Origin of the sequence: Micromonospora sp. WMMB235 (genome assembly GCF_001855515.1) — a bacterium.
Taxonomy (GTDB): Bacteria; Actinomycetota; Actinomycetes; order Mycobacteriales; family Micromonosporaceae; genus Micromonospora; species Micromonospora aurantiaca.
This window is the reverse complement of the sequence record NZ_MDRX01000001.1, coordinates 6,572,865-6,587,591: the sequence shown is the minus strand read 5'-3', so window position 1 is coordinate 6,587,591 and position 14,727 is coordinate 6,572,865. Positions and strand designations below refer to the sequence as shown.

General features: G+C 72.7%; 15 protein-coding genes. 7 read left to right on the top strand and 8 right to left on the bottom strand.

Going from position 1 to position 14,727, the window contains the following annotated elements:
* The first annotated feature begins 108 nt into the window (after positions 1-108).
* A complete protein-coding gene (locus BFV98_RS29470) occupies positions 109-2,028 on the top strand; it encodes a chorismate-binding protein (protein WP_071098509.1) in 1,920 nt (639 codons plus the stop codon).
* A gap of 66 nt (positions 2,029-2,094) precedes the next feature.
* Here the strand turns inward: BFV98_RS29470 and wrbA are convergent, their stop codons facing one another.
* Positions 2,095-2,712: an NAD(P)H:quinone oxidoreductase gene (gene wrbA, locus BFV98_RS29465; RefSeq protein WP_013287304.1), complete on the bottom strand. Its 618-nt coding sequence runs from the start codon at positions 2,710-2,712 to the stop codon at positions 2,095-2,097.
* Between the two features lie 85 nt (positions 2,713-2,797).
* Here wrbA and BFV98_RS29460 point away from each other — a divergent pair, with 85 nt between their 5' ends.
* Positions 2,798-3,289, top strand: a complete 492-nt coding sequence (locus BFV98_RS29460; RefSeq protein WP_071098507.1) for a GNAT family N-acetyltransferase — start codon at positions 2,798-2,800, stop codon at positions 3,287-3,289.
* Positions 3,290-3,491: 202 nt separating this feature from the next.
* Entirely contained in the window at positions 3,492-4,595 is a 1,104-nt protein-coding gene (locus BFV98_RS29455) for a winged helix DNA-binding domain-containing protein (RefSeq protein WP_083395327.1), read from the top strand.
* A gap of 127 nt (positions 4,596-4,722) precedes the next feature.
* Here the strand turns inward: BFV98_RS29455 and BFV98_RS29450 are convergent, their stop codons facing one another.
* Genes BFV98_RS29450 through BFV98_RS29435 form a run of 4 tightly spaced genes read right to left on the bottom strand, consistent with a single transcriptional unit; the run spans position 4,723 to position 9,060 of the window.
* Positions 4,723-5,931: an ABC transporter ATP-binding protein gene (locus tag BFV98_RS29450; RefSeq protein ID WP_013287307.1), complete on the bottom strand. Its 1,209-nt coding sequence runs from the start codon at positions 5,929-5,931 to the stop codon at positions 4,723-4,725.
* A gap of 9 nt (positions 5,932-5,940) precedes the next feature.
* A complete protein-coding gene (locus BFV98_RS29445) occupies positions 5,941-6,777 on the bottom strand; it encodes a carbohydrate ABC transporter permease (RefSeq protein WP_013287308.1) in 837 nt (278 codons plus the stop codon).
* 1 nt (position 6,778) lies between these two features.
* Positions 6,779-7,780: a carbohydrate ABC transporter permease gene (locus tag BFV98_RS29440; RefSeq protein ID WP_013287309.1), complete on the bottom strand. Its 1,002-nt coding sequence runs from the start codon at positions 7,778-7,780 to the stop codon at positions 6,779-6,781.
* The gene (locus BFV98_RS29435; RefSeq protein ID WP_030272752.1) at positions 7,777-9,060 is read right to left on the bottom strand and encodes an ABC transporter substrate-binding protein; all 1,284 of its coding nucleotides are present in this window, start codon (positions 9,058-9,060) and stop codon (positions 7,777-7,779) included. The genes BFV98_RS29440 and BFV98_RS29435 overlap by 4 nt, the downstream gene beginning before the upstream one ends.
* A 397-nt stretch (positions 9,061-9,457) precedes the next feature.
* On the opposite strand from BFV98_RS29435, the gene BFV98_RS29430 reads away from it, so the two are divergent.
* The 3 genes from BFV98_RS29430 (at position 9,458) to BFV98_RS29420 (ending at position 10,565) form a co-directional block, all read left to right on the top strand.
* Positions 9,458-9,889, top strand: coding sequence for a hypothetical protein (locus BFV98_RS29430; RefSeq protein WP_013287311.1), 432 nt, complete (start codon positions 9,458-9,460; stop codon positions 9,887-9,889).
* 47 nt (positions 9,890-9,936) lie between these two features.
* Complete coding sequence (locus BFV98_RS29425) at positions 9,937-10,212, top strand: hypothetical protein (RefSeq protein WP_013287312.1); 276 nt, start codon at positions 9,937-9,939, stop codon at positions 10,210-10,212.
* Between the two features lie 71 nt (positions 10,213-10,283).
* On the top strand, positions 10,284-10,565 hold the full coding sequence (locus tag BFV98_RS29420; RefSeq protein ID WP_225319692.1) for an SCO0607 family lipoprotein: 282 nt from the start codon (positions 10,284-10,286) through the stop codon (positions 10,563-10,565).
* Positions 10,566-10,603: 38 nt separating this feature from the next.
* Here BFV98_RS29420 and BFV98_RS29415 read toward each other — a convergent pair whose 3' ends face one another.
* The 3 genes from BFV98_RS29415 to BFV98_RS29405 all read right to left on the bottom strand — a co-directional run bounded on the left by BFV98_RS29415 (position 10,604) and on the right by BFV98_RS29405 (position 13,201).
* Entirely contained in the window at positions 10,604-11,305 is a 702-nt protein-coding gene (locus BFV98_RS29415) for a hypothetical protein (protein WP_071098505.1), read from the bottom strand.
* Between the two features lie 389 nt (positions 11,306-11,694).
* Entirely contained in the window at positions 11,695-12,480 is a 786-nt protein-coding gene (locus BFV98_RS29410; protein WP_071098504.1) for a DUF4184 family protein, read from the bottom strand.
* Positions 12,481-12,502: 22 nt separating this feature from the next.
* Positions 12,503-13,201, bottom strand: coding sequence for an HAD family hydrolase (locus BFV98_RS29405; protein ID WP_013475977.1), 699 nt, complete (start codon positions 13,199-13,201; stop codon positions 12,503-12,505).
* Between the two features lie 138 nt (positions 13,202-13,339).
* Here BFV98_RS29405 and BFV98_RS29400 point away from each other — a divergent pair, with 138 nt between their 5' ends.
* Entirely contained in the window at positions 13,340-14,665 is a 1,326-nt protein-coding gene (locus BFV98_RS29400) for a hypothetical protein (RefSeq protein WP_255368293.1), read from the top strand.
* Positions 14,666-14,727 lie beyond the last annotated feature (62 nt).

Genomic DNA, 14,727 nt, shown 5'->3' with positions numbered 1-14,727 from the left:
CCCCCGCGCGTAGCTTCCCCACGCGGCCGCCCGACGAGGCGGCCGCCGGTCTTCCCCGGCATCCCGGGTCGCCTTCACCGGCGGCCACCGGCCCACCGAGGAGACCCGATGACCCGCCCGTCCGACCCGCTCGCCGCCGTCGCGGCCGGCCGCGACCCCGGCCCGTTCGCGCTCGTCCGCCGCGAGGGCGCCGACCACGTCGACCTGTTCACCGGCCCGGTACGCACCGCCGGCCGGCTCGCCGACCTGCCGCTGCCCGAGGACGGCGCCGGTCCGCACACGCTGGCCCTGGTGCCGTTCCGGCAGGTCACCGAACGCGGTTTCGAGTGCGTCGACGACGGGCTGCCGCTGGAGTTCCTGGCGGTCGAGGCACACCGGCGGATACCGCTGGCCGAAGTGCTCGACGACCTGCCCGACGCCGAGGTGCGCACCCGCGACGCCGGCTTCGACATCGCCGACGACGAGTACGCGGCGATCGTGGAACGGGTGCTGGCCGACGAGATCGGCCGGGGCGAGGGGGCGAACTTCGTCATCCACCGCACCATGCGCGCCACAGTGCAGGGCGACCCGCTTGCGGCGGCCCTGGCCGCGCTGCGCCGGCTGCTGCTGCGCGAACGGGGCGCGTACTGGACGTTCCTGGTGCACACCGGCACCCGCATCCTCGTCGGCGCCAGCCCCGAGCGGCACGTCAGCGTCGCCGACGGGCTGGTCGAGATGAACCCGATCAGCGGCACGTTCCGGCACCGGGGCGAGACCGTCGACCGGGCTGAGCTGCTGCGCTTCCTGCACGACGAGAAGGAGGTGGAGGAGCTGTACATGGTGCTGGACGAGGAGCTGAAGATGATGGCCGTGGTCGCCGAGCACGGCGGCCAGGTGGTCGGGCCGTACCTGAAGGAGATGGCGCACCTGGCGCACACCGAGTACCTGCTGGCCGGGCGCTGCTCCCGGGACGTACGCGACGTGCTGCGGGAGACCATGTTCGCGCCCACCGTCACCGGCAGCCCGATGGAGAACGCCTGCCGGGTGATCGCCCGGCACGAGCGCACCGGCCGGCGCTACTACGCCGGGGTGCTCGCACTGCTGGGCCGCGACGAGCAGGGCCGGCAGACGCTGGACGCGCCGATCCTGATCCGTACCGCCGAGATCTCCCCCACCGGCGCGCTGCGGGTGCCGGTCGGCGCGACGCTGGTCCGGCACTCGACCACCGCCGGGGAGGTGGCCGAGACGCACGCGAAGGCCGCCGGTGTGCTGGCCGCGCTGGGTCTCGGCCCGGACGCGCCGCGCTCCGCCGGCGAGCCGGCCGTCCGGTACGCCGACGACCCCGAGGTACGCGCCGCGCTGGCCGCCCGCAACGCCCCGCTGGCCCGGTTCTGGCTGGAGCAGCGGGAACCGGGCGCGCTCGCGCTGCGCGGGCTGGCCGGGCGCCGGGCGCTGATCGTCGACGGCGAGGACACGTTCACCGGCATGCTGGCCCACCAGCTCGGCGCGCTGGGCCTGGCGGTGACCCGCCGGGACTGGCCGGACCCGGGCCCGCTGGACGGCTACGACCTGGTGGTGGTCGGCCCCGGGCCGGGTGACCCGCGGGACGCGACCGCGCCGAAGATGGTGGCGCTGCGGACGCTGCTGACCGAGCTGCTCGCGTCCGGCCGGCCGACGCTCGCGGTGTGCCTGGGCCACCAGTTGCTCGCCGGGCTGCTGGGCCTGCCGCTGCACCGCCGCGACGCCCCGTACCAGGGGTTGCCGCGGGACGTGCCGGTGTTCGGGACGACCCGCCGGGTCGGGTTCTACGCCAGCTTCACCGCCCGCGCCGACGCCGACCGGGTCGCCGGCCCGTACGGCCCGGTCGAGGTGTCCCGCGACCCGGCCGACGGCGCGGTGCACGCGCTGCGCGGCGCGGGCTTCGCCGGGGTGCAGTTCCACCCGGAGTCGGTGCTGAGCCAGGACGGTACGAGGGTCCTGGCGGACCTGCTCGGGCATCTGCTCGACCGGCCGGCGCTGAGCGCGCATGGAGCGGCCGATCGCGGGTAGGGCTCTGGCGACCGGTGGTCCGGACGGGTTCGAGAGCCCCCGTCCGGCCACCGGTCGCCAGTCGGGTCAGCCGGCCATGCCCCGCTTCAGCGCGGCGCCCATCAGCACGGCCCGCTTGGCGGTGAGCGCGGTGGCCGCCAGTGCCACGTGGTCCGGTGCGACCTCACCGTTGTTGCTGGTGTGCGAGGCGCCGTACGGGTTGCCGGCGACGAACTGGCTCGGGTCGGTGTAGCCGGGGGTCACCACGATGCCGCCCCAGTGGTAGAAGACCGTGTACAGCGACAGCAGCGTCGCCTCCTGGCCGCCGTGCAACGTGGCGGTCGAGGTGAACCCGCTGTAGACCTTGTCGGCGAGCGCGCCCGCTGCCCAGAGCGGGCCGGTGGTGTCGATGAACTGCTTGAGCTGGGCGGCGATCATGCCGTACCGGGTCGGCGAACCCATGATGACCACGTCGGCCCAGGACAGGTCGTCCGGCTGCGCCTCCATCACGTCCTGGGTCTCCAGCCGGTGCGCCTGCCAGCCGGAGTTGGAGCGGATCGCCTCGTCGGGCGCCAGCTCACGTACCTTGCGCAGACGCACCTCGGCGCCGGCCTCGCCCGCCGCCTCGACCGCCGCCTGCGCCATCTGGTAGGTGATGCCGGTCGCGCTGTAATAGATCACCGCGACCTTGACCTGGCCATCCATCAGACGTTCCCTCCTCGTTTCGGGTCAGCTCCGGCGACTACCCGTTACTTGTTCCGTCAAACTCCGGGCGTGGCATGCTCTCCGGGTGGAGATCCGCACCGCCACGCCGGCCGACTGGCCGCTGATCTGGCCGTTCCTGCGTGCGATCGTGGCGGCCGGCGAGACGTACACCTGGCCCCGGGACGTCACGGAGCAGCAGGCCCGCAGGCTCTGGATGCCGGCCCCGCCGGCGCGGACGGTGGTCGCGGTGGCGCCGGACGGCACGGTGCTCGGCTCGGCCAAGCTGGCGCCCAACCAGGGTGGTCCCGGCGACCACGTGGCGAACGCCTCGTTCATGGTCGCCCCGGCCGCCGCCGGGCGCGGAGTCGGCCGGGCGCTGGCGGCGTACGTGCTCGACGCGGCCCGGGCCGACGGCTACCGCGCCATGCAGTTCAACGCCGTGGTGGCCACGAACACACGGGCCGTCGAGCTGTGGCGGTCGCTGGGCTTCGAGGTGATCGGCCGGGTGCCGGAGGGCTTCCGGCACCCCACCCGGGGGTACGTCGATCTGCTGGTCATGTACCGGCGCCTGGACTGAGCCGGCTCAAGATTTGCGCAAGTTCCGCCGGCAACCGCTGTACCGGCCCAGCTCACACGGGATGCTGGTCGAACCGGCGCCGGCCGCAGCGGCCGCCCCCGCGCCGGGAACCTGAACGGGGGATCGCGCTGGTGTCGGCAGCGCCGCCGGCGCAGCGCGATCAGGGGCCGCGTTGTCGTACCCCGGGCCTACGCTGACGCCCGTGACCGTACGCCTCAACCGCGCCGAGGCGCTCGCGCTGCGCATGACCGGCCTGCTGTTGCGCCCGCACCCCACCACCCGCCCGCGGGGCGTCGCCGACGTGGTCGAGTGGTTCGGCGCCATGCAGGCGCAGGACGCGGCGAGCGGGCTGTGGTCGCTCGGCGTACGCCTTCCCGGCGCCACCCAGGACGACGTCCGCGCGGCGCTGGAGCGGCGCGAGGCGCTGCGCACCTGGCCGATGCGCGGCACCGTGCACCTGGTCCCGGCGCGCGACGCGCGGTGGATGCTGGAGCTGACCGGGGTGCGGACGCTTGTGGGCATCGCCGGTCGGTGGCGGCAGCTCGGGCTGACCGTCGCCGACGGCGAGCGGGCCTGTGACGTGCTGGGCGCGGCGCTGACCGGGGGCGGCCGGCTCACCCGCGCCCGATGCGTTGCCGCGTTGCGCGCCGCCGGGCTGGACACGGGCGATCAGCGCGGCTACCACCTGCTCTTGTTCACCAGCCTGCGCGGCGTCACCTGCATCGCCCCGCACGTCGGCACCGAGCAGACGTTCGCGCTGCTCGACGAGTGGGCGCCCGAGCCGCACCGCCCGGAGCGGGACGAGGCGCTGGCGTTGCTGGCGCACCGCTTCGTACGCGGCCACGGCCCGGTGAGCCGGCACGAGCTGGCCCGCTGGACCGGCCTGACCGTCACCGACGCGACCCGGGCGATCACGCTGGCCGGTGACCTGCTCGCCCCGGTCGAGGTCGACGGCGAGCCCGCAGTGGTCGACACCGCGCTGCTCGACGCGCCCCGCGCGCCGGTCGACGACCTGCACACGCTGCCCGGCTTCGACGAATACCTGCTCGGCTTCAAGGACCGCTCGCTGATGCTCGACCCGGCGCACGCCGCCGCCGTGGTCCCGGGCAACAACGGGGTGTTCCGGTCGACTGTGGTGCGCGGCGGGCGCGTGGTCGGCACCTGGACGCGGACGCTCGGCGCGAGGGCGGTGACGGTGAAGGTGCAGCAGCTCGTGCCGTTCGACGCCGCGCTGCGCGCCCGGGTGGACGCGGCGCTCACCGCTTACGCCCGCTTCCTCAGCCTGGAGCTGCGCCACTCCTGGTGACCACACCCCCGCGGACCGGGCACGCGCCAACCGCGACGCGCCCACGCTGAGCGGAACGCCATGGGTGTCAAAGCGGGGCCGAAGCACCCATGGCGTTCCACTCAGCCCGATGAGGGACGGGGGCGGATCAGTCGGCCAGCGCGCCGGCGGAGCGGCCCTCGTGCAGCGTCAGGTTGCGGCCGCTGCCCGGGTCGAACAGGTGGATCTTCTCCAGGTTGAACCAGACCCGGCGGGACTCGCCCTCGCGTACCGGCGACTCCGCCGACAGCCGGGTGACCAGGTTCGACCCGGCGCCGGCGAAGTCCGCCGCACCCGTGTCGGCGGCCAGCTCCTCCAGCTCGGCGGCGGTGGCCCGCTCCCCCTCGACGGTGAAGTAGACGTACTTGTCCGAGCCCATCGACTCGACGATGTCCACCGGCGCCTCGAACTCCATGCCCCGGCGGCGGGTCTCGTCGTCGATCAGCGCCGCGTCCTCGAAGTGCTCCGGGCGGATGCCCAGGATCAGCTCCCGGGGCGCGTCGCCGCCTTCCAGCTCGCGGCGGATCCGGTCGCCGACCGGCACGTCACCGAGCGCGGTCCGCAGCCGGCCGTCCTCCACGACGGCGTGCACGAAGTTCATCGAGGGCGAGCCGATGAACCCGGCGACGAAGAGGTTGCGCGGGTGGTCGTACAGCTCCTGCGGCGGCCCGACCTGCTGCACAGCCCCGCCCCGCATGATGACCACCCGGTCGCCGAGCGTCATCGCCTCGGTCTGGTCGTGGGTGACGTAGACGGTGGTGGTGCCGAGCTGCTTCTGCAGCCGCGACACCACGGTGCGCATCTGCACCCGCAGCTTGGCGTCCAGGTTCGACAGCGGCTCGTCCATCAGGAACGCCTTGGGCTGCCGGACGATCGCCCGTCCCATCGCCACCCGCTGCCGCTGGCCACCGGACAGGTTGGCCGGCCTGCGGTCCAGCAGCGCGGTCAGCTCCAGCACCTTCGCCGCCTCATCGACCTTCTGGTTGATGGTCTCCTTGTCCATCTTCGCCAGCCGCAGCGGGAACGCCATGTTCTCCCGCACGGTCATGTTCGGGTAGAGCGCGTACGACTGGAAGACCATCGCGATGTCGCGGTCCCGGGGCGCCTTGTCGTTGACCCGCTCGCCGCCGATGCGCAGCTCACCGGAGCTGATGTCCTCCAGCCCGGCGATCATGTTGAGCGTGGTGGACTTCCCGCAGCCGGACGGGCCGACCAGGATCACGAACTCGCCGTCGGCGATCTCCAGGTCGACGTCCTGTACGGCGGTGGTCCCGTCCGGGAACCGCTTGCTCACCTTGTCCAGCACGATGTCGGCCATTGCTACCACCTATCCCTTGACTGCGCCGGAGGTCAGACCGGAGACGATGCGGCGCTGGAAGAAGAGCACGAACAGGATGATCGGCACGGTGATCACCACGGCGGCGGCGCAGATCGCCCCGGTGGGGTCCTCGAACTGCGACTCGCCGGTGAAGAACTGCAGCGCCACCGGGACCGTGCGGGACCGCTCGGTCGAGGTGAGCGTGATCGCGAACAGGAAGTCGTTCCAGCAGAAGATGAAGACCAGGATGGCCGTGGTGAACACGCCGGGCGCGGCCAGCGGGGCGATCACCCGCCGGAACGCCTGTCCCTGGGTGGCGCCGTCCATCTTCGCCGCCTTCTCCAGGTCCCACGGGATCTGCTTGAAGAACGCCGACAGCGTGTAGATCGCCAGCGGCAGCGCGAACGTGATGTACGGCAGGATCAGTCCGGGCCAGGTGTCGAACAACCCGAGCTGCCGCTCGATCTCGAACAGCGGCGACACCAGCGACACCTGCGGGAACATCGCGATCAGCAGCGAGACTCCGACCAGCAGCTTCTTGCCGGGGAAGTCGAGCCGGGAGATCGCGTACGCGGCCATCGTCCCGAGCACCACGGCGATCGCGGTGGCGATCAGCGCGATGCCGATGGAGTTGACCAGGGCCCGGACGAACTGGTCGGTGTCGAAGATGGTCCGGTAGTTGTCGAGCGTCCACTCCCGCGGCCAGAACTTGCCGTCGGTGAGCGTGGCCGGGGTCTTGAACGACAGCGAGGCGATCCAGAGCACGGGGACCAGCGCGAAGACGACGACCACGACGTCCAGCAGGCCCCAGCGCAGCTTCGCCCGCGTGGTGGTTTCCACTGCCATGTCAGCGCCTCTCCCCATCGTCGCTGCCCGGGGCAGCGGTGCCGAACAGCTTCACGAACACGAAGGCGATGATCGCCACGGTGATGAAGATCAGCACCGACATCGTGGAGCCGATGCCGAGGTTCAGGCCCCGGATCAGGTTGTTGTAGGCGAGCATCGACACCGACGACGTCTCGTTGCCGCCGTTGGTGAGCACGAAGATGTTGTCGAAGACGCGGAACGCGTCGAGCGTGCGGAACAGCAGCGCGACCAGGATGGCCGGCTTCATCACCGGCAGCATCACCTTGGTGAACCGCTGCCACGCCGTCGCGCCGTCGGTGGAGGCCGCCTTGAGCAGGTCCTCCGGCACCAGCGCCAGCCCGGCCATCAGCAGCAGCGCCATGAACGGGGTGGTCTTCCAGATCTCCGCCAGCATGATGATCGCCAGCGAGCTGGCCCGCTCGGTCAGCGGGGCGCTGCCGTCGAACAGGTTCGCCAGGTAGCCGGTGCCGGGCGTCCAGGCGTACCGCCAGGAGAAGGCCGCGACCACAGTGACGATGCCGTACGGGATCAGCGCCGCGGTGCGGACGATGCCGCGGCCGACGAGCGTCCGGTGCATGATCAGCGCCAGGCCCATGCCGAGCACCAGCTCGACCGCGACGGTGACCACCGTGATCAGCGCGGTCACCCCGAACGCGGTCCACCAGAAGTCGTTCGTCAGCACGGTGACGTAGTTCTCCAGGCCGACGAACTCCCGCTCGTCGGGGAAGCGCAGGTCGAAACGCTGCAGCGACAGCCAGACCGAGTACAGGATCGGGTACGCGGTGACCAGCACCATGACCAGCGCGGCCGGCGCGCACAGCAGCAGGCCGAGGCGCCGCTCGGCGCGCTTGTTGTCACTCAGCGGGGCGCGGGAGCCGCGCCGGGACCGCTGCTCCGGTACGGCGGCGTGCCGGCCGCCGGGCTGCTCGGCCTCGGCCTCGGCGGCGGCCTGCGCGCCGGCCGGGGTGGCGTTCACGCTCATGGCAGAACCCCCTTGGACTCCAGCGCGTCGGAGATCGCCTTGCGCAGCTCGTCAGCGGTCTGCTCGGGCCGGATCGCCGACGGCGGCGACAGGATCGCCGACATCACCGTGGAGATGCTCTGGTACGCCGGGGTCAGCGGCCGCACCGCCGGCTCCTTCAGCTCCTCCAGGATGGTCTCCTTCATCGGGTACGCCTCGGTCATCTCCGGGTCGTCGTAGACGGCCTCGATGGTGGGCGGCACGCCGTCGTTGACGGCGGAGAACTTCTGGTTCTCGGCGTTACGCAGGCAGCGGGCCGCCTCGAACGACTCCTCCGGGTGCTTCGAGTAGGTGCTGACCGCCAGGTTGACCCCGCCGATGGTGACCTTGCTGGGGGTGCCCGGGTCGATGCCCGGCACCCGGGCCCACTTCACGTTCTTGGCCAGCTCGGGGTTGGCCTCCTGGAGCGCCGGATAGACGAACGGCCAGTTCACCTGGAACGCGCCCTTGCCGGACTGGAACTCCAGCCGCACCGGGTCCTCCAGCGCGTTGCTGAACGACGGCGAGGTCACGCCCGACGTGGCGAACTTCTTGAGCTGGTCGAGTGCGCGTACCGCGCCGGCGTCCATCTCCGCCTTCTTGCCGTCGTCACTGAGGATCTTGCCGCCGGCGCTCTCGGCGAGCGTGTTGTAGAGCACCACCAGGCCCTCGTACTGGGCCCCCATGGTCAGCACCTGGTACGGCTTGCCCTGCTCCTTGAGCTGCTGGGCGGCCGAGATCATCTCGTCCCAGGTCTTGGGCGGCTGCGACACCAGGTCGGACCGGTACCACAGCAGCTGCACGTTGGTGTTCTTGGGCGCGGCGTAGAGCTTGTCCTCGTACCGGGCGGTGTCCAGCGGGCCGCCCAGCGTGCCCTGCTCGACCTCGGCCTTGTCCTGGCCGGTCCACTCCCGGATCCACTTCGCGCTGGCGAACTCCTGGGTCCACGTGACGTCCAGGCCGAGCACGTCCATCCCGTTGTCCTGCGCGGCGAGCCGCCGCACCATCTGCACCCGCTGCTCGTCGGCCTCGCGCGGCAGCACCCGGTAGTCGATCCGGTACCGCCCCTGGGCCTGCGTGTTGCAGGTGTCGACGACCTTCTGCAGGTTCTGCTCCGGCGGGTAGTACAGGTTGATCGTGGGGACGCCGCCGTCGCCGCCGGATCCGCAGGCGGCCAGCGGGGCCACCAACGCGAGCGCGGCGGCCGCTGCCGCCGCGCGTCCGGCCGGCCGCCGTGCGGCCGTGTCGGGGACTGTCGTCATCACCCTCCCCCTCTCTTCGGCGAAGATCCGGGGAGTGAGCCGCGCCCCGGTGCACGGCGAGACGACCGGGGCATCGGCCCGATCGCCCGACGCCCCGGGCGTGTCGTGCGGCTGAACGTGCCCGACCTGCGACGGAGCGAAACATCACGGACATGTGACGGCGACGGCACGAACCGGGCCGGGGCGATCGACACGTCGTCCCACGTAGTGAAACGGCGAGGCTACCCAGCGTCAGCGGTCTGCACTAGCGTGGGGCTGGCTCCGTAGCCGGCGCGTCGCCGTCGACGCCGATGCGCCTCCGGCCGTCCCCCATCGCCCGCCCGATCGGTTGGTTCTGACGGGAAGTGCCGTGCGCGCGTTCCCCGGTTGGGCAGGATTCCCCCGAGGAGGTGCCGTCGTGCAGGACACCCGCGCTCTCGCCCTGACGTTCGAGGTGAGCGGCCTGCCCCCGGTCAAGACCGAGGCCCTGTCCATCTTCGCCGCCGGGCACCGGCAGGCGACGAGGGTCCGCACCCTGCTTCAGGCCGCCTGCACGGCGGCCCAGCGGACCGGGTGGACCCCGCTGACCGGGCCGGTCGAGGTGGACCTGACCCTGCGCTGTCCGCCCGGGCACCGTACCTCCGACGCCAGCACGCTGCTGGGCGGCGTGTGCGCGGTGCTCCAGGACAAGAAGCGGGTCTCCAGCATCGGTCTCGCCCACCTCGGGGTGCTGGTCGACGTCGCGCTCTGGTCCGACGACCGGCAGATCCGCCGGCTGTCGTACGTCGAGGAGCCGGCGGAGGATTTCTCGTATCGGGTCCGGGTGTCGGCCGTACCGACGATGGTTTGACCGACGTCCGCGGTGGGGTACCGCGGACGCCGAGGAAGGGAGTGCCGATGTCGGAGCCACACGTCACGCTCGATCCGAGCGGGCTCGACCCTGTGCAGCAGAAGCTGCGCGGCCCGCTTGAGGATCAGCTGACCTCGGCCCTCCAGGCGGCCGCCGACCGGGTCCGGGCCGGCTACGCGGGCGAGCCGGTGGAGGACGTCTGCCGTCGGTTGCTCGACGAGACCCGCTCCGGCCTGCACCCGGACATCGCGGCCGGCTTCCAGCCGGACATGGACGAGTTCTGCCGGGTGGCGGTGGCGATCGTGCGGGGCGAGCTGACCTGAGTCACCGACGTCACGAGAATTGAGTACCCGTACCGATGGCGGGGCCGTCCGCGGCGACGACAATTCTCCCCGTGCGAACTCGAATCATGGTCGTTCTTGCCGTCCTCGGGCTGGCCGGGCTGATGGCGACCACCGGTTGTTCCCTGCGGCAGAGCATCTGCGGCAGCGACGAGTACCCGGTGATCGCGGTCGGCCCGCAGGGCGGCAGTTCCTGCGTGCCGGACGGTGAGGAACCGACGCCGCCGTACGTGCGCTACCCGGAGGGCAAGGTGCCGAAGCACGTCGACGACGAGTGGGACGTCTACTGGCGTACCCACGGCATCGACGAGAACAACAACATCATCGACCGCTGACCCGTCGGCCCGCACCGGTCCCGCCGGTGCGGGCCGCGTCAGCTCCGCCGCACGTCGACCGAGACGACGTGCGTGCCGTCCGGGCGGTCACCCTCCCCCAGCCGCACCGGCAGCCGGCCGCCCTCGGGCGGTCGCAGGCCGAGCCCGAAGCTGAGGTGCCCCTCGAAGTCCCCGGCCACGGCCCATCCGCGCAGCGTCGGGAAGCGGATGGCCGCCGGTGGCAGGTCCGCCGTACCGCCGCCGCGGGCGTCGTGCGCCTGGGCCGGCTCGAAACGCACCGACAGGTACGCCGTGCCGGGCAGCGCGACCGGTGCTCCACGCCCCTCGGTCACCACCTGCGGCACGTAGGCGACCTCGTAGGACGGTGTGGGTCCGCGGAAGGCGAACGTGATCCGGCTGAACCCCTCCGCCGGGTGGTCGCCGACGTCGACCGCCACCAGGACGGGAAGCGGTTCCCCGGGCGGCGGGGTGACCGGCACCCGTACCCGATGGGTCACCCGGGCGGGGCCGCCGGGCACCGCCCAGCCCCAGGTGACGCGCCAGGATCCCCCTTTCGACGCCGCCTCGGTCGGCACGGGCGGGGTGGGCGTGGCTTCCGGCGCATCGGTCCCGGCCGGCGCGGACGCCGCCGCGACCGTCGGGGTGGGCGCCGGGGACGCGCCGTCGTGGCCGGTCGCCGTGCAGGCCGCCGCGAACAGCACGACCAGGCCGGCGAGCAGCGGTACGCGCTGAGGTGTCATGACTCAGTGTCGCTCCGTGACCGGCCCGCGCACCAGAGGTGTCCCACCGGCAATCCGGGCGGCGGTGAGGGGTGCCGGACGGGTCAGGACCGGGTCCGCAACTCCCCGGTCCTGACCCCGGCCGTCCGGTTCGGTAGCGGTCTGCGCCGCGGGAACGCGGCAGGCGTGGCACGACGCCTTCCGCCGGGCTCCGCACGGCGAGCCGGTATGCCCGCACTCAGCTCCACGGTGCTCTTACCACCGGACTCCGGTGCGCCCCCGTCTCACCCCGACGAGACGTGGGCGCCGGCTCAGGTTAGGCGCGTCCGCGCAGGCCGGACAAGCGATGACCGGCGACCGCGCTTGTGATTGATGTCTATGCCGAATTGCGGCATGTCGGCGTAACGGGGTCAGCCCGTTTCGCGCTGTTCGACTTCGAGACGCGGACTGCGCCCAGCCGGTCGCGGCGGGACGGTCCGGGCCGCGACGGCCCCGGCGACGAGCGCCAGCGCGGCCACGTGCAGCGCCCGGACGCCCGCCGGGGCGGGGACGCCGGCCGCTGGCAGCGCGGGCATCAGCAGCGCGCCGAGCCCGGTGACCGCCAGCGCCACCCGCCAGAACACCAACGGGTTCGCCTCCGGCACGGGTTCGCGTACGCCACCGGTCCGCACGCCGCGGCGGGCCTCGGAGACGGCCAGGACGACCACCAGCAGTGCACCGGCGAGACCGGCCACCACGTCCACGAACCGGTACCAGTACACGCCGGTCACGGCGTGGAAGTCGGTGACGCCGAGCAGCCGGGGCAGCCGCTCGCTGTCGCTGACCCGGTCCCACGCCACGTGGCTGAACGCGCCGATGAGCACCGAGCAGACGGTGACCTGCCAGGGGTGGCGTACCCGGGCCAGGGTCGCGTACCAGGGCCAGCCGAACAACCGCTGCCCGGGCAGGTGCACCGCGATGCCGGCGATCACGCGGCGCACCACCCAGGCGTACACGAGGGCGACCGGCAGGCACCACCAGAGCAGGCCGCCGAGCGTGTGCGTGCGCAGGTTCTGGGCCGGCGCCGTGCCGGTGAACAGGTACGCGACGTCCGGCGCCACCGCGCCGGTGCACAGCGCGACCCCGTCGAACCAGCCCGGCCGCCACAGCTTCAGCGGCAGCACCGGCGCCAGGTGCGACGGGAAGGTCAGCGGCACGTCCCGGACGTTACCGGCCCGGTCAGAAGTGGTGGACCAGGTCGGGGAACGCGGCCAGCCGGATCACCCGCTGGTCGGACGGGTCCAGCTCGTCGTGCTCCAGGACCCACGTGTTCTCGTTCGGGATGAAGACCGCGTTCATCCCGGCCGCCCGCGCGGGCAGGATGTCCGAGCGCGGCGAGTTGCCGATCATCCAGGCGGCGGCCGGGTCGAAGGCGTGCTCGCGGGCCAGCCAGCGGTAGGTGTCCGCGTCCTTCTCCGGCACGATGTGCGCGGCGCGGAAGTGGTGCAGCAGCCCGCACGCGTCCAGCTTGCGCTGCTGCTCCTCGCGCTCGCCCTTGGTCAGCAGCAGCAGCTCGTGCCGCCCGGCCAGGTCGTCGAGCGTCTCGGCCACGCCCGGCATCAGCTCCACCTGGTGCCCGACCAGCGCCGCGGCGAGCTGCTCGATCTCGGTGCGCTCCCGCGCGGTGGCCGGACGCTCGCGCAGCTTCTCCAGGCACTCGCCGAGGCTGCGCAGGAAGACCTTGCTGCCGTAGCCGTGCGCAACGGCGTTCGCGCGCTCGATGTCGTCGAGCACCGCGCGGATCCGGGCCCGGTCCAGCGTGGGGTGGTCGAGCCAGGTGAGGAAGTCGTCGATGACGCGCTCGAACAGGACGTTGTTCTCCCAGAGCGTGTCGTCGGCGTCGAAGACCAGCACGGCGGCGTCCCGGCGCGACGGCATCGCGTCCCCCTCCCCCTCGCGGACCTCGCACACCGTACTGTCCGACCGCCGGACGGGCCACGCGGATTATCCGGTCGGCGGCCCGTTACCGGCGGCTACCCGACTGCGGAATCCCTGGTCCGACGGCATGCTTCGGCCATGACGATCTCACCCGATCATCCACCTGGACGACGGCGCCGGCGGCGCGCCGCCGTCGCGGTGGCCGCGACGCTCGCCGTCGCGGGCGCGGCGCTGCCGGGATCCCCGGCGCTGGCCGTCAACGCCTCACACACCACAGTGGTCGGCACCAACCCGGTCGACTGGACGCCGCACGCGCTGGACGGCACCGTCCACCGCATCCTCCAGATCGGCAACCGCGTGTACGTGGCAGGCACGTTCACCAAGGTGCGCAACGCCGGCCAGTCGGCCCAGCTGGCGATGCCCCGGCTGGTGGCGCTGGACGCGACCACCGGCCGGATCGACACCACGTTCCGGCCGCAGGTCAACGGCGCGGTCAAGGCGCTCGCCGCCGCGCCGGACGGCCGCTCGCTCTACATCGGCGGCGCGTTCACCACTGTCAACGGCACGGCGGCGTCCCGGCTGGCCCGGATCGACGCGGCCACCGGCGCCCGGGTCGCCGGTTTCACCACGCCGGCGCTGAACAACCAGGTGAACGACGTACGCCTGGTCGGCAACCGGCTGATCGTCGGCGGCGCGTTCCAGACCGTCGGCGGGGTGACCCGGCGTGCCCTGGCGGCGGTGAACGCCACCACCGGGGCGGCCGACGCGTCGGTCAACCTGAACCTGGCCGGCCCGCGCAAGACCACGTCCGGCGCCACCGCGCCGGTGAAGGTCGAGGCGCTGGACGTCTCCGCCGACGGCACCCGGCTGGTGTTCGCCGGCAACTTCAGCACGGTGGCGGGGGTGGCCCGGCACCAGCTGGCGGTGGCGAACCTGTCCGGCGCGGGCGCCACGCTCTCCGGCTGGGCCACCGACCGCTACCAGCCGCAGTGCGCGCGGTCGATGCCGTCGTACCTGCGCGGGGTGGACATCTCCCCGGACGGCACCTGGTTCGCGGTGGTCACCACCGGCGCGGCGTTCCCGGGCACGCTGTGCGACGCCGCGGCGCGGTTCGAGTTCGGTACGGCCACCGGCGGCAAACAGCCGACCTGGGCCAACTACACCGGCGGCGACACGCTGCTGTCGGTGGCGGTGACCGGCGCGGCGGTCTACGTCGGCGGGCACCAGCGCTGGCTGGACAACCCGCAGGGCCGCAACTCGGCCGGTCCGGGCGCGGTGTCCCGGCCGGGCATCGGGGCGATCCACCCGGCCACGGGTAAGGCGCTGCCCTGGAACCCGACGAAGGACCGCGGGGTGGGCACCGGCGAGCTGTACGCCACCGACCGGGGTCTGTGGGTCGGCAGCGACACGGTGACGGTGGCCGGCGAGTATCACGCCCGGCTGGCGTTCCTGCCGCTGCCGTGAGCGTGCGGGGCGCGGCGGGGCTTCCCGTCGCGCCCCGCGCGTCAGCGGCGCAAGGTGAGGGT